At 70.1% G+C, this 19,053-nt stretch carries 17 protein-coding genes and 1 riboswitch; of the genes, 9 read left to right on the plus strand and 8 right to left on the minus strand.

The window, feature by feature from the left end:
* Positions 1-8: 8 nt before the first annotated feature.
* The 5 genes from D9601_RS15770 to D9601_RS19880 form a co-directional block, all read right to left on the minus strand.
* On the minus strand, positions 9-320 hold the full coding sequence (locus D9601_RS15770; RefSeq protein ID WP_198355039.1) for a hypothetical protein: 312 nt from the start codon (positions 318-320) through the stop codon (positions 9-11).
* Positions 321-400: 80 nt separating this feature from the next.
* Positions 401-610 carry a hypothetical protein gene (locus D9601_RS15775; protein ID WP_198355041.1) on the minus strand — a complete coding sequence of 70 codons (210 nt, stop codon included), beginning with the start codon at positions 608-610 and terminating at the stop codon, positions 401-403.
* On the minus strand, positions 611-1,183 hold the full coding sequence (locus tag D9601_RS15780; protein ID WP_198355043.1) for a GNAT family N-acetyltransferase: 573 nt from the start codon (positions 1,181-1,183) through the stop codon (positions 611-613).
* Entirely contained in the window at positions 1,180-3,072 is a 1,893-nt protein-coding gene (gene sppA, locus D9601_RS15785; protein WP_198355045.1) for a signal peptide peptidase SppA, read from the minus strand. The genes D9601_RS15780 and sppA overlap by 4 nt, the downstream gene beginning before the upstream one ends.
* A gap of 112 nt (positions 3,073-3,184) precedes the next feature.
* On the minus strand, positions 3,185-3,466 hold the full coding sequence (locus tag D9601_RS19880; protein WP_232474292.1) for a hypothetical protein: 282 nt from the start codon (positions 3,464-3,466) through the stop codon (positions 3,185-3,187).
* Positions 3,467-3,631: 165 nt separating this feature from the next.
* Between D9601_RS19880 and groES the strand changes: the two genes are divergently transcribed.
* From groES to D9601_RS15805, 3 genes are all read left to right on the plus strand, one after another.
* Positions 3,632-3,919 carry a co-chaperone GroES gene (gene groES, locus D9601_RS15795; protein WP_198355047.1) on the plus strand — a complete coding sequence of 96 codons (288 nt, stop codon included), beginning with the start codon at positions 3,632-3,634 and terminating at the stop codon, positions 3,917-3,919.
* An 83-nt stretch (positions 3,920-4,002) separates the two neighbouring features.
* A complete protein-coding gene (gene groL, locus D9601_RS15800) occupies positions 4,003-5,640 on the plus strand; it encodes a chaperonin GroEL (RefSeq protein ID WP_198355048.1) in 1,638 nt (545 codons plus the stop codon).
* A gap of 266 nt (positions 5,641-5,906) precedes the next feature.
* Positions 5,907-6,368 (plus strand): DUF3429 domain-containing protein, encoded by a 462-nt coding sequence (locus D9601_RS15805; RefSeq protein WP_198355049.1) that lies wholly within the window; start codon positions 5,907-5,909, stop codon positions 6,366-6,368.
* 27 nt (positions 6,369-6,395) lie between these two features.
* On the opposite strand, the gene D9601_RS15810 is transcribed toward D9601_RS15805, so the two are convergent.
* Entirely contained in the window at positions 6,396-7,433 is a 1,038-nt protein-coding gene (locus D9601_RS15810; protein WP_198355050.1) for a mannose-1-phosphate guanylyltransferase/mannose-6-phosphate isomerase, read from the minus strand.
* Between the two features lie 160 nt (positions 7,434-7,593).
* Between D9601_RS15810 and D9601_RS15815 the strand changes: the two genes are divergently transcribed.
* The 5 genes from D9601_RS15815 to D9601_RS15835 are packed head-to-tail and all read left to right on the plus strand — an operon-like array spanning position 7,594 to position 15,199.
* The gene (locus tag D9601_RS15815; protein WP_198355051.1) at positions 7,594-8,982 is read left to right on the plus strand and encodes a TIGR03013 family XrtA/PEP-CTERM system glycosyltransferase; all 1,389 of its coding nucleotides are present in this window, start codon (positions 7,594-7,596) and stop codon (positions 8,980-8,982) included.
* Positions 8,961-11,009, plus strand: coding sequence for an XrtA/PEP-CTERM system histidine kinase PrsK (prsK, locus tag D9601_RS15820; RefSeq protein WP_198355052.1), 2,049 nt, complete (start codon positions 8,961-8,963; stop codon positions 11,007-11,009). The genes D9601_RS15815 and prsK overlap by 22 nt, the downstream gene beginning before the upstream one ends.
* Positions 11,006-12,376, plus strand: coding sequence for a PEP-CTERM-box response regulator transcription factor (gene prsR / locus D9601_RS15825; protein WP_198355053.1), 1,371 nt, complete (start codon positions 11,006-11,008; stop codon positions 12,374-12,376). The genes prsK and prsR overlap by 4 nt, the downstream gene beginning before the upstream one ends.
* Positions 12,369-14,357 carry a tetratricopeptide repeat protein gene (locus tag D9601_RS15830; protein WP_198355054.1) on the plus strand — a complete coding sequence of 663 codons (1,989 nt, stop codon included), beginning with the start codon at positions 12,369-12,371 and terminating at the stop codon, positions 14,355-14,357. Before prsR ends, D9601_RS15830 begins: the two co-directional genes overlap by 8 nt.
* A 32-nt stretch (positions 14,358-14,389) precedes the next feature.
* A complete protein-coding gene (locus D9601_RS15835) occupies positions 14,390-15,199 on the plus strand; it encodes an ATP-binding protein (protein ID WP_198355055.1) in 810 nt (269 codons plus the stop codon).
* On the opposite strand, the gene D9601_RS15840 is transcribed toward D9601_RS15835, so the two are convergent.
* Positions 15,196-15,447: a hypothetical protein gene (locus D9601_RS15840; protein WP_198355057.1), complete on the minus strand. Its 252-nt coding sequence runs from the start codon at positions 15,445-15,447 to the stop codon at positions 15,196-15,198. The two genes, D9601_RS15835 and D9601_RS15840, sit on opposite strands and share 4 nt — an antisense overlap.
* Positions 15,448-15,508: 61 nt before the next feature.
* On the minus strand, positions 15,509-16,366 hold the full coding sequence (locus tag D9601_RS15845) for a glucose 1-dehydrogenase (RefSeq protein ID WP_198355058.1): 858 nt from the start codon (positions 16,364-16,366) through the stop codon (positions 15,509-15,511).
* Positions 16,367-16,536: 170 nt separating this feature from the next.
* Between D9601_RS15845 and D9601_RS15850 the strand changes: the two genes are divergently transcribed.
* Positions 16,537-18,552, plus strand: coding sequence for a TonB-dependent receptor (locus D9601_RS15850; protein WP_198355059.1), 2,016 nt, complete (start codon positions 16,537-16,539; stop codon positions 18,550-18,552).
* A gap of 204 nt (positions 18,553-18,756) precedes the next feature.
* Positions 18,757-18,953, plus strand: a riboswitch (cobalamin riboswitch).
* The last annotated feature ends 100 nt before the right edge of the window (positions 18,954-19,053 follow it).

Here is a 19,053-nt window from a genome sequence, read left to right on the forward strand (position 1 = left end):
GGCGAGGATCAGGCCGGGACGGCGGCGACGGTGCGCACGCCGACGATCTGCGCCACCCGGTCGCGCAGCCGCTGCGGCGAGGTGTCGCTGTCGGCGACGACGACGCTGAACCGGAAGGAGGCGCTGGCGCGGCGCACGCTGATCTCGGTCGGCACGCCGCCGGTGACCAGCACGGCGTCAAGCACGCGCATCAGCCCGCTGGGGCAGGCGGAGGTGACGCCGACCAGCGTCAGCCGCGGGCGGGGGGCGGGGGACGGCGCGGCGGGGGACTGTACGGCGACGAACGGCGACGCGGCACGCATCGGCATGGGAACGGTCATGATCGAAAGACTTTCGGCGCGAGGATGAGGGCCCCGTCCGAAGGCCGCGCAAACGCGCGCGGCGAAGAACCGGCGAGGCGTTACGGCTGGCGGCGACGCGCAGACACGGCGACACCGCCGGCGCTAAGTCGCCGCCCGGTAATTCGCAGGATCATGGCCGAAGTCATGCGCGCTCTGTGCCGCGTGGCGCCGCCGGATGCAAGGGGCCAAATCGGATCGATCGCGCGATCGATGATGACGACGGTCTGCCGGCTCCCCGCGTGGTTGAGCCGCGCCAGAACCGTCGCCATTTACCCCCTGACCACGCCGATCTCGGCGAACGGCCTTGGCTCGCGCGGCGGCACCGACGGTTCGGTCAGTTCGTGCTGCCAATAGCCGACGTCGATCCATTGGCCGTGCTTGTAGCCGATCTCCCGGAACACGCCGGCGCGGCGGAAGCCGACCGCCTCGTGCAGGGCGATCGAGCGCTCGTTGGGCAAGGCGATCCGGCCGATCGCCTGGGTGAAGCCCTGTTCGCGCAGCGTTGCGATCAATCCGCCGTAGAGCAGCCGGCCGATCCCCTGCCGCTGCGCGACATCGGCCATGTAGATCGTCGTCTCCACCACCCAGCGATAGGCGCGGCGCTGCGAGAATTCGGCGGCATAGGCATAGCCGAGCACGCCCGCTTCCGCCGCGTCGCCGGGATTGGTCATCACCGCGACGATCCAGGGATAGAGGCCGTGCGACGCCGCCATCCGGCTGCGCATCGCGCGGGCATCGGGCGCCTCCTCCTCGAACGACACGGTGCCGGCGAGCACGTGCGGCGCATAGATGGCCGCGATCGCGCCGGCATCCTCCGGCGTCGCGGCGCGCAGCGCGATCACCAGCCGGCGATCCCGAACTTCGCCATGACGAGGCCGGCCAGCGTCGCATCGTCGCGGCCGGGGGCGACCGGCGCCAGCCCGCCGCATTCCAGGCAGCGCGCCTGTACCGAACCGCCGGTCGCCAGCCGGCGCGCATCGCCGAGCGCGCGGGCGAAGGTGGCGCGGCGTTCGCTCGCGACGCGGGCGAACACGTCGCCGCCCGCCTGGCTGTCCTCATCGTCGCCGGTGTTGAGCGACGCGGCGAGCGTCGCGGCGAAGCCCGGCTGCTTTTCCAGATATTCGGCATGGACCTTGGTCGGGTCGAGCTTGGCGCGGCGCGCCGCCTCCGCCACCGCGTCGTTCAGCGTGCCGAACCGGTCGACCAGGTTGATCTGCCGCGCCGTGCCGCCGTCCCACACCCGGCCCTGCGCGATCGTGTCGACGCGCTCGGGCGTCATGTGGCGCGACTGGGCGACGCGGGCGAGGAAGTTGCGATAGCCGTTCTCGATCCCCGACTGCAGGATCGTGTCGAGCACCGGGTTGAAGCCGCCGGTCACGTCCGGCTGGCCGGAGAGGGCGGTGGTCTTCACCCCGTCGGTGGTGATGCCGATCTTGGCGAGGCTCGCCTCGAAACTGGGGATGATGCCGAAGATGCCGATCGAGCCGGTGATCGTCGACGGTTCGGCGAAGATCACGTCGCCCGGCGTCGACACCCAATAGCCGCCAGAGGCGGCCAGCCCGCCCATCGACACGACGACCGGCAGCCCCTTCTTCTTCGCCTCGAGGATCGCGAGCCGGATCCGCTCGGAGGCGAGCACCGATCCGCCCGGCGAATCGACGCGCACCACCAGCGCCTTCAGATCCTTCTTGGCGAGGCCGTTGAGGATCGCCTTGGCGATCGTGTCGCCATGGGCGCTGCCCGGGCCGCCCTCGCCATCGACGATGTCGCCGGCGATGGTGACGACGCCGATCGCGTCGCCGGTCTTCGCCAGCGGATGCGCGTCGACCCAGCTGTCGTAGCGGATCGTGTTGAACGCGCCGAGCGGCCGCTTGGCATCGACCCCGGCGATCTGCGCGATGCGCTGGCCGAAGGCGACGCGGTCGCCCAGTTTGTCGACGATGCCGGCGTTCAGGTTCGCCTTGGCGATGTCGCCGCCGGCCGCGACGATCAGCTGATCGGGCTGGCTCAGGAAGGCGTGGATGTTCGCCTTCGGCCGTGCCTTGGCGATCGCCTCCTGCCACTGGCCGAACAGCGATCCGTACAGCGCCTGGCTCGCCGCCTTGGCCTCCGGGCTCTGGTCGGTGCGGGTATAGGGTTCGACGAAGCTCTTGAACTTGCCGACCCGGTAAACGTGGACGTTGACGCCGAGCTTGTCGATCAGACCCTTATAGTAGAGCGCGTTGCCGCCGGGCCCGGTGAAGATCGTGCCGCCGAGCGGATTGACCCAGACCTCGCTGGCATTGGCGGCCAGCCGGTAGCCGGCATCGGTATAGGCGGTGGCATAAGCGAGGACCGGCTTGCCGCCGCTGCGGAAGCGACGGATCGCGTCGGCCACCTCGTTGAGCGAGGCGGGATAGCCGCCGCCGAACCGGTCGAGATCGAGCACCAGCGCCTTGACGCGATCGTCGTCGCGCGCCGCATCGATGCTGCGCACCACGTCGCGCAGCCGATATTGGTGCGGCACGTTCTCGCCGCCGCCCGACAGCAGGGCGGTGACGCTCGGCGTCTCGGGCTGCTCGACGATCGGCCCGTCGAGATCGAGCACCAGTGCGCCGGCACGGATCGGCTTCGACCCCGGGCGGGCGTTGAGCGCCGCGAACACCAGGCCGAAGAACAGCAGCATCGCGACCAGGACCAACCCGTCCTTGATCGCCACCAGCAGCTTCCAGGCACCCCGAACCAGCTTCACACCTTGCTCCTCGCTCTCGTGACGACCAGAGCTAGAGCAGAGCCGGGCCGGAGGCAATCGCCCGTATTATCGGCGCAATACAGAACGATGCTTCCTCGCCGGTGGAAGGGCCTTACCCCTTGCTCGGCTTCTCCGCCGCATAGGACATGGCCGCGGCGGTACCGGTTGCCGGCTTGATCTGCCACCAGCCCGGGCGATCGATCGCCACCAGAAACGCCAGGGCGAGCAGCCCGAAGGCGAGGACCAGGGCCGACGTCCAGTTCGGCTGATAACGCTTTTTGTCGTCGCGATGCATCGGTCGTTCCCGGATCGTTGGAAAGGAGACCATCAGATAGGCGACCCGTCCGAACGCTCCATGCACCGGACGTGACATATGTTTGCTGCGGCGCATCATGCGGCGGGACGCCCTTGATCGGCGCCCGGTCGTGGCGTGGCGAAAAAAGCCGGCCGCGACTCTCTTGACGGGTCCGGCCTCGCGGCACATATCCGCCGCGTTGGCACTCTCCCCGCGGGAGTGCCAGAAATCTGTAACACTTTAGAACCGAAGAGGGACTTCGCAATGAACTTCCGTCCGTTGCACGATCGCGTTCTCGTCCGCCGCGTCGAGGCCGAGGAGAAGACCGCCGGTGGGATCATCATCCCCGATACCGCCAAGGAAAAGCCGCAGGAGGGCGAGGTCGTCGCCGCCGGTACCGGCATCAAGGCCGAAGACGGCAAGGTCACGCCGCTCGACGTCAAGGCGGGCGATCGCATCCTGTTCGGCAAGTGGTCGGGCACCGAAGTCAAGGTCGACGGCGAAGACCTGCTGATCATGAAGGAATCCGACATCCTCGGGATCGTCGGCTAACTTCGAACCTCCGCACACCCCCGCGCGCCGCCCGTGCGGGAGTGAGACTTTTGAGACTTTCCACATTTTGAAAGGGCAGTCACATGGCAGCCAAGGACGTTAAGTTTTCGCGCGACGCACGCGAGCGCATCCTGCGCGGCGTCGACATCCTCGCCGACGCGGTCAAGGTCACGCTGGGGCCGAAGGGCCGCAACGTCGTGATCGACAAGAGCTTCGGCGCGCCCCGCATCACCAAGGACGGTGTGTCGGTCGCCAAGGAGATCGAGCTGAAGGACAAGTTCGAGAACATGGGCGCGCAGATGGTGCGCGAAGTGGCCTCGAAGACCAACGACGTCGCCGGCGACGGTACCACCACCGCGACCGTGCTCGCTCAGGCGATCGTGCGCGAGGGCATGAAGTCGGTCGCGGCCGGCATGAACCCGATGGACCTGAAGCGCGGCATCGACATCGCCGTCGCCAAGGTGGTCGAGGACGTGAAGGGCCGTTCCAAGCCCGTCTCGGGCTCGGCGGAAGTCGCGCAGGTCGGCATCATCTCCGCCAACGGCGACCGTGAGGTCGGCGAGAAGATCGCGGAAGCGATGGAGAAGGTCGGCAAGGAAGGCGTCATCACCGTCGAGGAGGCCAAGGGTCTCGAGTTCGAGCTGGACGTCGTCGAGGGCATGCAGTTCGACCGCGGCTATCTGTCGCCCTATTTCATCACCAACCCGGAGAAGATGACGGTCGAACTCAACGATCCGTACATCCTGATCCACGAGAAGAAGCTGTCGAACCTGCAGGCGATGCTCCCGATCCTGGAAGCCGTCGTCCAGTCGGGCCGTCCGCTGCTGATCATCGCCGAGGACATCGAGGGCGAGGCGCTGGCCACGCTCGTGGTGAACAAGCTGCGCGGCGGCCTCAAGGTCGCGGCCGTCAAGGCGCCGGGCTTCGGCGATCGCCGCAAGGCGATGCTCGAGGACATCGCGATCCTCACCGCCGGTGAGCTGATCAGCGAGGATCTCGGCATCAAGCTCGAGAGCGTCACCGTCGGCATGCTCGGCACCGCCAAGCGCGTCACGATCGACAAGGACAACACCACCATCGTCGATGGTGCGGGTAACGCCGATGCGATCAAGGGCCGCACCGAGGCGATCCGTGCGCAGATCGAGAACACCACCAGCGATTACGACCGCGAGAAGCTCCAGGAGCGCCTCGCCAAGCTCGCCGGCGGTGTCGCGGTGATCAAGGTCGGTGGTGCGACCGAGGTCGAGGTGAAGGAGCGCAAGGACCGCGTCGACGACGCGCTGCACGCGACCCGCGCCGCGGTCGAAGAGGGCATCGTTCCGGGCGGCGGCACCGCGCTGCTGTACGGCACGAAGGCGCTCGAGGGCCTGACCGGGGCCAACGACGACCAGACCCGCGGTATCGACATCGTCCGCAAGTCGCTGACCTCGCTGGTCCGCCAGATCGCGCAGAACGCCGGTCACGACGGCGCCGTCGTGTCGGGCAAGCTGCTCGACCAGTCGGATACGTCGTTCGGCTTCAACGCCGCGACCGACCAGTATGAGAACCTCGTCTCGGCCGGCGTGATCGACCCGACCAAGGTCGTCCGCACCGCGCTGCAGAATGCGGCCTCGGTCGCCGGCCTGCTCATCACCACGGAAGCCACCGTGGCCGAGCTGCCGGAAGACAAGCCCGCGATGCCGGCGATGCCCGGCGGCGGCATGGGCGGCATGGACTTCTGATTTCGGACCGGGGCAGCGAGAGCTGCCCCGGACACGACATCAGATCGGCCGGCGTGCTGGCGGCGAGGCCGCCAGACACGTCCGACGTCCCGGCAGCGGCTTCGCCGCTGCCCTGCCAAGGCGAAACGAAAAGGAGTCGGCGGAGCGATCCGCCGGCTCTTTTTTGCGTCTGCGGGCTCGATCGAGCGTCGTGCAGGGTCCCGACGCGCGCCATCTCGTCATCCCGCGGCGGCAACCCGCGTCGTCGCCGCTCGTTACCGCCGGCGATGAGCCACGACGCCACCCGTACCGAACCGCCCGCCGACGGCGTGATCCTGGGCTATGGCCCGATGCTGCCGACCATTGCCGCGGCGATCGGGGCGTGGCTGATGCCGCCGCCCTGGCCCTTCTGGGCGGTGCATCTCGGCGTCATCTGGGCGGCACTGATCCTGGTGTTCATTGCGGGGGTGCGCCGCGGCTTCGGCTTCGGCTTCCCACCGGCATCGACGGCGATCGCCATTGCCTCGAGCATCACCTATTTCGTGCTGGGCGGGCTGGCGCTGGTGATCGGGCCGCCGTCCATCGCGCTGATCCCGCTGATGATCGGCTATGCGCTCGCCGCTTTGCTCGACCGTCGTGCAGCGCTGTCGGGCAACGCGCCGGCCTATTTCGCCCGGCTGCGGCCGCGGCAGATGCTGCTCGGGCTTGCCGGACTCGCCGGCCTGTGGGCGTGGACGGTGCTGCACTGACCGTCCACGCGCGACCGGGGCGGATGCCTATTTCTTCATCGCCTCGATCAGCTTCTTGACCTCCTGGCTGCGGCCGCGTGGCAGCACCAGCACGTCGTTGCCGCTGGCCACGACGATCAGATCCTCGATCCCGACGGCGGCGATGCGGATCCCGTCGGAGCGGAGCAGGCAGTTCTTCGTATCCACCGCCAGCACCTCGCCGCGGTGGACGTTGCCGTTGTCGTCGGCGTCGCTAATGGCATGCAGCGCGTCCCAGCTGCCGACGTCGCTCCAGCCCATCGCCACCGGCACCACCGCGACGCGACCAGCCTTTTCCATCACCGCATAGTCGATCGAATCGGAGGGCGAGGCGGCGAAGGCCTCGGCATCCGGCCACACACAGCTCCGTTCGCGCCGGGCCCGGCTCATCGCATCCTTGGCCGCGGTCAGCATCTGCGGCGCATGTTGGCCCAGCTCGCCAAGGAAGATGTCGGCGCGGAACAGGAAGATGCCGCCGTTCCAGGCATGGTTGCCCGCCGCCAGCATCGCTTCGGCCCGCTCCTTCTGCGGCTTTTCGACGAACCGAGCCACGCGGTGGACGCCGTGGCCGATCTCCTCGCCGATCTGGATCCAGCCATAGCCCGTCTCGGGCGCATCGGGGGTGATGCCGAACGTCACCAGCCATCCCTCGGCGACCAGCGGCATCGCCGCCTCGATCGCGGCATGGAATGCCGCGACGTCGTGGATGACATGGTCGGACGGCATGATCAGCAGCGCATCCTCGCCCTTGGCGGCGAGCGCCCCCAGCGCGATCGCGGGTGCCGTGTTGCGCGCCGCCGGCTCCAGGATCACGGCCTGCGGCGTCACGCCGGCGGCCTGCAGCTGATCCTCGATCTCGCGGGCATGCGCCGCATTGGCGACCACGATCGGCGCGGCGAACCCCTCGCCATGCGCGCGTTTCGCGGTCAGCTGCAGCATCGTCTCCTCGGCCGTCAGCGACAAAAGCTGCTTGGGCATCTCAGGCCGCGACATCGGCCAGAGCCGGGTGCCCGATCCTCCGGAAAGGATCACGGGAACGATGGTCATGATGCTGTGAATCTCCTTCGGAGGCGCACCTCTAGGCGATTGGGTGCGATGCCGTAACGATCCAGGCCGGGGTCTTGTTCAAGTTTTCTTTTACATTTTCTGAGACAGGCAAAGCGAGGTGTCGGAACGGCTTACACACGCTGAAGGATAGTCTCGGTCGATGATCCGACTGTTCAAGCATTATATCCCGCAGGCGGTGCTGCTGCTCGGCCTGGTCGATGCGCTGCTGCTGTTCGCGGCGGCGGAGGCCGGCTGGGTGATCCGCGCCCATCAGATCGGCATGACGGTGGAGCCGCTGACCACACGCCTGCCGCAGCTGGTCAGCTTCGTCGTCGCCTTGCAGACGGCGCTGGTCGCGGTCGGGGCCTATGGCGTCGCCTCCTTCCTGTCGCTGCGTTTCGCCGCGGCGCGGCTGGCGGTGGCCGTGGCGCTGGGCGTGACCTTCCTGGCGCTGATCTTCTTCCTGGTGCCGGCATTGACCTTCTGGCGGTCGAACCTGTTCTACGCGATGCTGATCGCAATCGTGCTGCTGGTCGCCATCCGCGCCCTGCTCGGCCGTGCGCTCGGCAGCGATACGCTCAAGCGCCGGATCGTCGTGCTCGGCGCCGGGCCGCGCGCGGCGCGGATCGGGGAACTGGCTGCGCGGCCGGGGGCCAATGTCATCATCGCCGGCTATGTCGCGATGGGCGAGCCGTCCCCGGCCGTCGTCGGTGCAGTGCCGCGCGACGCCATCCCCAATCTCGCCGGCCATGTCGTCGACCATAATGCCGTCGAGGTGGTGCTTGCGCTGGAGGAGCGCCGCAACGCGCTGCCGCTCAAGGATTTGCTGCGGGTGCGGACGACCGGCGTCGCGGTCAGCGAGATCTCGACCTTCCTGGAGCGCGAGACGGGGCGGATCGACCTCACCTCGGTCAATCCCTCCTGGCTGATCTTCTCCGACGGTTTCGCTTCCGGGCGGATGGTCTCGGGCATAGTGAAGCGCGCCTTCGACGTCTTCGCCAGCCTGCTGCTGCTCGCCGTCACGCTGCCGATCATTCTGGTCACCGCCATCGCGATCAAGCTCGAATCGCGCGGTCCCGCCTTCTACCGCCAGCGGCGCGTCGGCCTGTACAACCAGCCGTTCGACATCCTGAAGCTGCGCTCCATGCGTCAGGATGCGGAGGTTGCCGGCACGGCCGTGTGGGCGGAAAAGGACGATCCCCGCATCACCCGCATCGGTCGGTTCATCCGCAAGGTGCGGATCGACGAACTGCCGCAGACCTGGACGGTGTTGAAGGGCGACATGAGCTTCGTCGGGCCGCGCCCCGAACGCCCGCAGTTCGTCGAACAGCTCGAACAGCATCTGCCTTTCTATGCCGAGCGGCACATGGTGAAGCCGGGCATCACCGGCTGGGCGCAGATCAATTATCCCTACGGCGCGTCGATCGAGGACGCGCGGCACAAGCTCGAATACGATCTGTACTATGCCAAGAACTATTCGCCGTTTCTCGACCTGTTGATCCTTCTGCAGACGCTGCGCGTCGTGCTGTGGCCGGCGGGGGCGCGGTGACGCTGGCACTGACCCTGTGGAGCCATGCGCTCGCCGCGCTGGGCTTCGGCCTGCTTGCGGTCGCTGCGGCGCGCGGCGATGGCGGGCTGTGGGGGCGGCTGTCGCTCGCCGGCGCCTGCGCGCTCACCGCCTGCTGGGCGCTGGCGGTCGCCGGGATCAACGCCCGCGATCCCGCGACCGCACTGGCGGAGACGGCGCGCAACCTCGCGTGGCTCGGCTTGCTGTGGCAGCTCGGCCGCCGCGATCGCGGCGGCAGCGCCGCGCTGCTCCTCGTCTATCTGGTCACCGGGGCGATCAACATCGGCGCGGTGCTGCTGGCACTGATCCAGACGCTGCCGCTCTCCGGCGACGGCGCAGAAGCGGCGGCCGGCCTGGCGCTGGTCGCGCGCATGGTCGGGGCGCTGCTCGGCCTCGTCCTTGCTCATCAATATGCCGTCAGCCTCGCGGCCGGCGAACGGCGTGGCGTGCTGCTGCTGTTCACCGCAGCGATCGCCGGTATGTGGACCACCGATCTGGCGCTTGCCGTGCTCGCCTACAGCGCCGGCTGGCCCGATGCGATGGTCGCGGTGCGCGGCTTTGCGATGATCGCGATGGCGATGCTGATGGCGCCGGCGGTGATGCGTGCCGAACGGCCGCTCGCCATGTCGCATGCGGGTGCGCTGCGACTGCTGACCGGCTTCGCCGTCATCCTGTATGTTGCCCTCACGGTCGGGTTGATTCAGATCGTCGATCGCTTCGCCGGCAGCCACGGCCGTATCGCGCAGACCGCGATCGTCTGCGGCGCTGCCGCGGCGCTCGGCACGTTGCTGACCGCGCCCTGGCTGCGCGGCTGGGCCAAGGTGAAGCTGGCGCAGCATTTCTTCCGCCACCGCTACGATTATCGCGTCGAGTGGCAGCGTTTCGCCACGCGACTCGGCCGTCCCGGCGCCGAACCGCTCGGCCGCCGCATCGTCCGCGCCATCGCCGATCTGACCAGCTCGCCTGCCGCCTTGCTGCTCGTCTGCCGCGACGGCGAGCTCGAACCCGACGAGGCGTGGAACTGGCCGATGCCGTTCGGTGGCGGCGCCGCGCTGGTTGCCTATCTCGCCGCCAGCGAGCGGATCGTCAGCCTCGACGAGCTTCGTCGTGCCCAGGCGCCCGCCGCCGAGGCCGCGGCGGTACCGGCGTGGATGGTCGAGGACGAGGCCGCCTGGGCGCTGGTACCGCTGCTCCATGGCAGCGAACTGGCCGGAGCGATCCTGCTCGCCCGCCCCGCCGCCAGCCCGCCGCTCGACTGGGAAGACCTCGACCTGCTGCGCATCGCCGGGCGCCAGGCGGCCAGTTATCTGGCCGAGGAGCGCGCCCATGCCGCGCTTGCCGAAGCGGCCCGGTTCGACGAGTTCAACCGCCGCTTCGCCTTCATCATGCACGACATCAAGAATCTGGTCAGCGGGGTCAGTCTCGTCGCACGCAATGCCGAGCGTCACGCCGACAACCCGGCCTTTCGCGCCGATATGATCGCGACCTTGCAGGATTCGGCGGCACGGATGAACGCACTGCTCGCCCGCCTGTCGCAGCATCATCAGGGGGGCACCGAGCCGGTGCAGCCGGTCGATGTCGGCACGCTTGCGGCCCGTCTCGCCGAGCGTCGCCGCGCGCAGCATCCGATCGAGGTGGCGGGGCAGGGAATCGCGCTGGCGCAACCGCATCGGCTCGAGCAACTGCTCGATCATCTGGTGCAGAATGCGGTGGAGGCGAGCCCGCCGGACCGTGCGGTGCGCCTTACCGTTTCTGGCGATCGCGCTGCCGTCAGCATCGATGTCGAGGATGAGGGGTGCGGCATGAGCGCCGCCTTTATTCGCGAACGGCTGTTCCGTCCCTTTGCCTCGTCCAAGCCGGCAGGCTTCGGCATCGGCGCCTATGAGGCACGGCAGCTGGCGCAGGCGATGGGCGGCACGATCGACGTCGCCAGCCGCGAGGGCGCGGGCAGCCGCTTCCGCGTCCGCCTGCCCGCGGCACCCGCTCAGTCGCTGGATCAGGCCGCATGACCGACAAACCCGTGCTGCTCGTCGTCGAGGACGACCTCGCGCTGCAGCGCCAGCTGCGCTGGGCCTATGACGGTTACACGATCGTCACCGCGGCCACTCGCGCCGAGGCGATCGAGGCGGTGCGTGCGCACGAACCCGCGGTGGTGACGCTCGACCTCGGCCTGCCGCCCGATCCCGACGGCACGACCGAAGGTTTCGCGACGCTCGCCAACATTCTCGCGCTCAAGCCCGATACCAAGGTGATCGTCGCGTCCGGCCATGGCGCGCGCGACAGCGCGCTGGAGGCGATCGCGCGGGGAGCGTGGGATTTCTATGCCAAGCCGATCGACATTGACGCGCTCGGCCTGATCGTCACGCGCGCTTTCCACGTCCAGGCTTTGGAGGCGGAGAACCGCCGGCTGGCGCGCCGCAACGAGGCGGCGGGGCGCGGCTTCGGCGGGTTGATCTATGCCTCGGACGAGATGGCGCGCGTGGTCCGGACGGTCGAGCGCGTCGCGGCGACCGACGTCTCGGTGATGCTGCTCGGCGCCAGCGGCACCGGCAAGGAATTGCTCGCACGCGGGCTGCACGACGCCTCGCCGCGTGCGCGCGGCGCCTTCGTCGCGATCAATTGCGCCGCCATTCCCGAAACGTTGCTGGAAAGCGAGCTGTTCGGCCATGAGAAGGGCGCGTTCACCGGCGCGGTGAAGATGACGCCGGGCAAGATCGAGACGGCGGCGGGCGGCACCCTGTTCCTCGACGAGATCGGCGACGTGCCGCTGGCGTTGCAGGTCAAGCTGCTGCGCTTCCTGCAGGAACGGACGATCGAGCGGATCGGCGGGCGCAAGGCCATTGCGGTCGACACGCGCATCGTCTGCGCGACGCACCGCGACCTTGATGCGATGGTCGCCGACGGCAGCTTCCGCGAGGATCTCTATTATCGTCTGGCGGAGATCATCGTGCGCATCCCCGCGCTCGGCGAGCGGCCGGGCGACGCGGTGCTGCTGGCGCGCCACTTCGTCCGCCATCATGCCGCGGCGATGAAGCTGGCGGTGACCGGCCTCGCGCCCGATGCGGTCGCGGCGATCGCGGCCTGGCCCTGGCCCGGCAACGTCCGCGAGCTGGAGAACCGGATCAAGCGCGCCGTCATCATGGCCGACGGCAAGCAGGTGACCGCCGCAGACCTCGACCTCGATGATCGTGCTGGCGAGGATGACGGCGATGCCTTGCCGCTCAACCTGCGCCATGCGCGCGAGGCGGCGGATCGGCGCGCGATCCGCATCGCCCTGACCCAGGCGGAGGGGAATATTTCGGGTGCGTCGCGCCTGCTCGGAATCAGCCGCCCGACGCTCTACGACCTGCTCAAGAGCTACGATCTGCATGCCTGACGCCGTTTATCCGATGCTGCGGCCGCGACGGACGCGGCGGCGCATCGCGCTGCCGCGGCTGGCGGGCGTGCGGCTGATAGCCATCGCCATTCTGGTCGCCTTGGCCGTCGCCATCGCCGCCTTGGTGCTGCGGCCGCATCGCCGGGTCGATCCGGCTGCGGCGCTGGCCGATGCGCGCCGCGCCTATGCGCTCGGCAATTACAGCGCGGCGCGCAACCATGCGCTGACCGTGATCGCCATCAGGCCGCGCCAGGCGGCGGCACAAGTGCTGCTCGCCGACAGCTACCTCCACCTCGGCGACGGTCCGGCGGCGGAGGGGGTGATCAGCCGCGCCCGGACCGCCGGCCTGCCCGTCGCGACGCTCGCCGGCCGGCTCGCCGCGGCGCGGCTGCTGCAGGGCGATGCGCAGGGGGCGATCGACGCCGCCGGCGCCGCGCCCGACGACCGGCTCGCGGTACGCAGCCGCGCCCGCGCGCTGGCGGTGCAGGGTGACGCGGGACAGGGCGTCCGCCTGCTCGCCGCGCAGCTCGCCCGCGACGACACGGATGGCGAGGCCTGGGCCGATCTTGGCCGGATCCGCCTCGACGCCGGCGAGATCGCCGCGGCGAGCGACGCGATCGCCCGCGCCCTGCGGCTGCGCCCCGGCGACCCGGTCGTGCTGACCCTGTCGGGCGAACTGACGCGCAGCCGTTACGGCTTGGTCGCTGCTTTGCCCTGGTTCGAGGCGGCGCTGCGCCGCGACGCCTATTTCCATCCCGCGCTGATCGAATATGCCGCGACCTTGGGCGAGGTCGGCCGCAACCGCGACATGCTGGCGGCGACCCGCCGCGCGCTCGCCGCCCGGCCGAACAGTCCGCAGGCGCTGTACCTTCAGGCGGTGCTCGCCGCCCGCGCCGGCCGCGGCGAAGTGGCGCGCGATCTGCTCCAGCGGGCCGGCCCGGCGATCGCCGGACTGCCGGGCGCGACCCTGGTGGGCGGCGCGCTCGATTATGCCGGTGGCGGCTGGGAACGGGCGATCGACAGCTGGCGCCAGCTCGTCGCCGACCAGCCGATGAACCTGCCCGCCCGCCGCCTGCTCGCCGCGGCCCTGCTCCGCTCGGGCGATGCGCCCGCCGCCATCGCCATGCTGGCGCCGCTGATCGCGCGCGGCGATGCCGACACCTATGCGCTGACCGTCGCCGCCCGCGCCTATGAACGGACGGGCGATCGCGCCACCGCCGCGCAATCGCTCGACCGCGCCGCATCCGGCGGCCGCACCGCCGCGACGGTGTTCGCCAGCGACGACGGCGTCGCCGCGCGGCTCGCCGATGCCGCGGACGCACCCGACGATCCCAATTACTGGCTCGGCGTCATCCGCGCGCAGCTGACCGCCGGCGATGCCGCCGGGGCGGTACAGCAGGCCCGCACCCTCGTCGTCCGCGCTCCCGGCGCACCAGCGCCGCTGCTCGCGCTCGGCGATGCGCTGGTCGCGTCCGGCCGCTTCGCCGAAGCGGCCGCGGTCTACGCCCGCGCCGCCGATCTCGCCTATGACGAGCCGACGATGCTGCGCCTGGTCGACGCCTGGGGGCGGGCCGGCCGCCCGCGCGACGCCGCTGCGGCGCTGTCGCTTTTTCTCCAGCAGAACCCCCAGAATATCGCCGCGCTGATGCTGCTCGGCCATTGGCAGCGGCTCGCCGGCCACGGCGACGCCGCGATCGAGACGCTGGAGGCGGTCCGCCGCCTCGCCGGCAACCGCGACGCCGCCCTGCTCGCCGAACTCGCCCAGGCCTATGCCGGCGCCGACGACGGCGACATCGCCCGCGTCTACGGCCGGGCGGCCTATGCGCTGGCGCCGATGAGCCCGGTCGCCGCCGATGCCTATGCCGTCGCGCTCGCCGCCGCCGGCGATCTCGGCGCCGCCCGCCAGCTTGCGGTCAAGGCACGGGCGCTCGCCCCGCGCGATCCCGCGATCGCCGGTCACGCCGCCGCGATCCTGCGTTGAGGCGCCGGCTGCCAGCGCCTACAGCCGCGCCGATGACCGACCCCCTCGACCGCATCGCCGCCGCGCTCGAACGGCTCGCGCCGTCGCCGCCGGCCGACGCCGATCCGCGCGCGCATCCCGCCTATGTCTGGCGGGACGGTGCGCTGGTCGCGGCGCGTGCCTTCGCACCGCTGCCGCTGACGATGCTGTACGGGGTGGAGGCGCAGAAGACCGCACTGCGCGACAATCTCGCCCGGCTCGCCGCCGGCGCGGCGGCACAGGACACGTTGCTGTGGGGCGCGCGCGGCACCGGCAAGTCGGCTTTGGTCAAGGCCGCAGTCGGCGACGTGCAGGCGGCGGGTGGCGCGCTCGCCCTGGTCGAGGTCGCCGCCGACCGGCTCGCCAGCCTGCCGGCGCTGTTCGACGCGATCGCGGCCGTCCCGCGCGCGTTTGCGATCTTCCTCGACGACATCGGCTTCGACGCCGCGGCGGAGGCGCGCGCGCTGCGCTCGCTGCTCGAGGGCGGGGCGGAGGCACGGCCCGCCAATGCGCGGCTGGTCGTCACCTCCAACCGGCGCCACCTCGTCACCCGCGACATGTCCGAACAGGCGAGCGCGATAAATCCGCGCGATTCGGTCGACGACCAGCTGGCGCTCGCCGACCGCTTCGGGCTCAGCCTCGGCTTCCACGTCGTCGACCAGGACGGCTATCTGGCGATCGTACGCGGCTATGCCGGCCATTACGGCCTGCCGTTCGACCCTGCCGAGGCGGTGCAATGGGCGACCCGCCGCGGCAGCCGTTCCGGCCGCGTCGCCTGGCAATATGTCGTCGAGATCGCGGGCCGCGCCGGGGTGGCGCTCTAGCTTTCGTCGCCGCCGCCGCGGGGGTCGAGGTCCCAGGCCGCGGCAACCTGTTCGACCGCGCGGCGGGCGATGTCGTCCAGCCCTTCAGGGCAATAGGCCTGGACGTCCCAATTATGGTCCGCCACGCCATCGGCGAGCGTCGGCAGCATGAAGTCGATCTTGGCGCCCTCGCTGTCCAGCGACAGGCGCAGCGCCGCCTGGTTCAGCTCGTCGCGCAAGGCTTCGGCGGTCAGGGTGGCGCGGGCCATGCGTCGGCTCCCGTAGCGGTCGATCCCTCGTCAAGCGCACCGCACGGCCCGTTCGTTCCGTCTACAGGAACGGCGTGCCCCCCGTTACCGGGATCGTCGCACCGGTCACATAGCTGGCCCGGTCGCTGGCGAGATAGACATAGGCGGGGGCCAGTTCCGCCGGCTGCGCGGCGCGGCCCAGCGGCGTCTCCTGGCCGAAGCTCTTCACCTGGTCTGCGGGCATGGTCGATGGGATCAGCGGCGTCCACACCGGGCCCGGCGCGACCGCGTTCACGCGGATCTTCCGCTCGGCGAGCATCTGGGCGAGCCCGGCGGTGAAATTGTGGATCGCCCCCTTGGTGGTCGCATAGGCGAGCAGCGTCTGCTTGGGCTTGTCGGCATTGATCGAGGTCGTGTTGATGATCGACGAGCCCTCGCGCATGTGCGCCACCGCCGCCTTGGCGAGGTAGAACATCGCATGGATGTTGGTCGCGAAGGTGCGCTGCCACTCGCCGTCGCTGATGTCCTCCAGCGCCTCGAACGTCTGCTGGTGCGCGGCATTGTTGACGAGCACGTCGATCCGCCCGAACGCTTCCGCCGCCTTGGCCACGACGGCACGGGCATGGTCGGGATCGGACAGGTCGCCCGGCACCAGCACCGCGCGCCGGCCGGCGTCCTCGACCAAGCGGCGGGTCTCCTCGGCATCGTCCTGTTCGTCGAGATAGGCGATCAGCACGTCGGCACCCTCGCGCGCGAAGGCGAGGGCGACGGCGCGGCCGATGCCGCTGTCGCCGCCCGTGACGATCGCCGCGCGTCCGTCGAGCAGGCCGCTGCCGACATAGCTGTCCTCGCCATGATCGGGGCGCGGGTCCATCGCATCGGTGCGGCCGGGGATCGGCTGCTGCTGCTCGGGATAGGGCGGAATGGGGTAGTCGGTCATCGCTGGGGCTCCCGTGAATGGGGCCGAACCGCATGGCCGCCGCTGCCGTTCCGACCGGATTGATCAAGGTGAGCCATTTTCCCTTATTCTCCCCGCGAGCCGGAAGGAGATCAGGTGATCCCAACGCAGGCGGTTGCAATCGCACGGGTTTTCCCCTCTGCACGCCCGCGATGCGTTTTCTCTTGCTTGCCGTGGCCGCCACGCCCGCCCTGGCGTCCGCCCAGACCGGCCCCGACATCGTCGTCACCGGGCGTGGCCTGACCGAATCCCCCGGAGACCGGGCACTCGACATCGTCACGATCGACCGCGACCGGCTGCAGGCCAACGCCAGCCAACGACTGGAAAGCGTGCTCGCCGACGTCGCCGGGCTGCAGCAGTTCCGCCGCTCCGACTCGCGCAGCGCCAATCCGACCAGCCAGGGCCTGTCGCTGCGCGGCATCGGCGGCAATGCGTCGAGCCGCGCCTTGCTGGTGCTCGACGGCGTCCCGCAGGCCGATCCGTTCGGCGGCTGGGTCGCCTTCCCCGCTTACGCCACCGGCCGGCTCGGCCGCATCCGCGTCACCCGTGGCGGCGGCAGCGGCTATTTCGGCCCCGGCGCGCTCGCCGGCACGGTCGAGCTCGATAGCGCCACGCCCGACCAGCTCGCCCCGCTGGAAGCCAGCCTGTTCTACGGCAGCCGGGATTCGATTGAGGCGCAAGGGTCGGCGGCGCTGGTCCGCGACGCCGGTTTCGCCACCCTGTCCGGTGCCTATGCACGCGGCGACGGCTTCACGCCTACCGTGCCGGAAAGCCGCGGCCCGGTCGACCGGCCCGCCCCCTATGAACAGGCCTCGGGCGCGTTGCGTACGGTCGTCCGCCTGGCGCCTGCCACCGAGCTCCAGGCCAATGTCGCCGCCTTCACCGACAGCCGCGACCGCGGCACCGACTTCACCGCCAACCGCTCGCAGGGGGCGGACGCCAGTCTGCGCCTCGTCGGCCGCGGCCGTTGGGGCTGGTCGGCGCTCGCCTATCTGCAGACGCGCGCCTTCGCCTCCAGCTTCGCCAGCATCAATGCCGCGCGGACCAGTGCGACTCAGACGCTGAACCAGTACAACACGCCCGCCACCGGTCTTGGCGCGCGGCTGGAGGTGCAGCCGCCGGTGGCCGCCAACGTCGACCTGCGCCTCGGCGCCGACCTGCGCGACGTGTCCGGCCGGACGCAGGAGCTGTTCAGCTATGCCGCCGGCGCGCCGACCCGCCGCCGCCAGGCGGGCGGTGAGACGCTGACCGGCGGGCTGTTCGCTGACGGCAGCGCCGATCTGGGCGCGCTGACGCTGACCGGGGCGGCGCGCGTCGACCGCTGGACGATCCGCGGCGGGTATCTGACCGAAGCGCCGCTCGCCGGCGGTGCGGCCCTGACCGACAACCGCTTTGCCGACCGATCGGGGACGGAATTTACCGGCCGCGCGGGCGCGGCCTGGCGGCCGGTCACCGGCGTGACGCTGCGCACCGCCGCCTATCGCGGCTGGCGCTTGCCGACGCTCAACGAACTCTATCGCCCGTTCCGCGTCGGCAATGACGTCACCGCCGCCAATGCCGCGCTTGATCCGGAACGGCTGACCGGGATCGAGGCGGGGGTGACGCTGACCCCGTTGCGCGGCGCCAGCCTCGCCGCCACCGTCTTCCACAACCGGCTGGCGGATGCGATCGCCAACGTCACCCTGTCCTCCACCGCGACGAGCGCCTCGCGCGTCCGCCGCAACTTGGATGCGATCCGCTCCACCGGCGTGGAGGTCGATGCCGCCTATGCGCCCGGCCCGGTCGGCATCCGCGCCTCATGGAGCCATGTCGATGCCCGCGTCGAGGCGAGCGGCGCCGCGGTCGCGCTCGATGGCCTGCGCCCGGCACAGACGCCGCGCGACACCGTGTCGGCGACGCTCGGCTGGCAACGCCGCGCCTGGGCGCTGTCGACGACGCTGCGTCACGTCGCCCGCCAGTTCGACGACGACCAGAACAGCCGCAGCCTCGCGCCCGCGACGACGCTCGACGCCTTTGCCGCGCTGCCGCTCACCGCGGCGCTGACGCTGGAGGCGCGAGGCGAGAACCTGTTCGACGAGCGCGTCGAGGCGGGAATCAGCAGCGGCACCATCGTCGAACGCGCCACGCCGCGGACCTTGTGGATCGGGCTTCGCGCCAAACTCCGATAACTTCCCTCCCCTTCAGCGGTGGGGTTGAGAAAGTGCTGTCCTACACGGTCGCGACCCGCCTAGCGTTCACCGCGCTCTTTCTCATCGCTAAGATGCAAGCAACAATCGTACGTCGGGAAAGCCGGCGACGCATCATCCAGGCGTCAAATCTGTCAAGATTCGCGGCCGCCCCACCCGCATTGACGCCTTCTACACCCCCGCCTAAAGGCGCGACTCGTGAAGGGTCCCCGGCAACGGGGTCAAAAGGGAAGTCCGGTGAGCCTTGTCGCGAGCCCGGCGCTGCCCCCGCAACTGTGACCGGATAGCGGTCCTCCGACAGGCCACTGGGCTCCGGCCCGGGAAGGTGGAGGAACCAGCGACGACCCGGGAGCCAGGAGACCTGCCTTTCACCGTCGATCCACTGTGCGGACGGGGTGTGCCGGACAGCCGAAGGGGGGACCTTCGTGAGCGAACGACATCCGCCGTGGGCGAATGGTCGCCCGCGGTCACGAAGGATGGACG

Source organism: Sphingomonas sp. MA1305, assembly GCF_016107325.1.
Lineage (GTDB): Bacteria > Pseudomonadota > Alphaproteobacteria > Sphingomonadales > Sphingomonadaceae > Sphingomonas.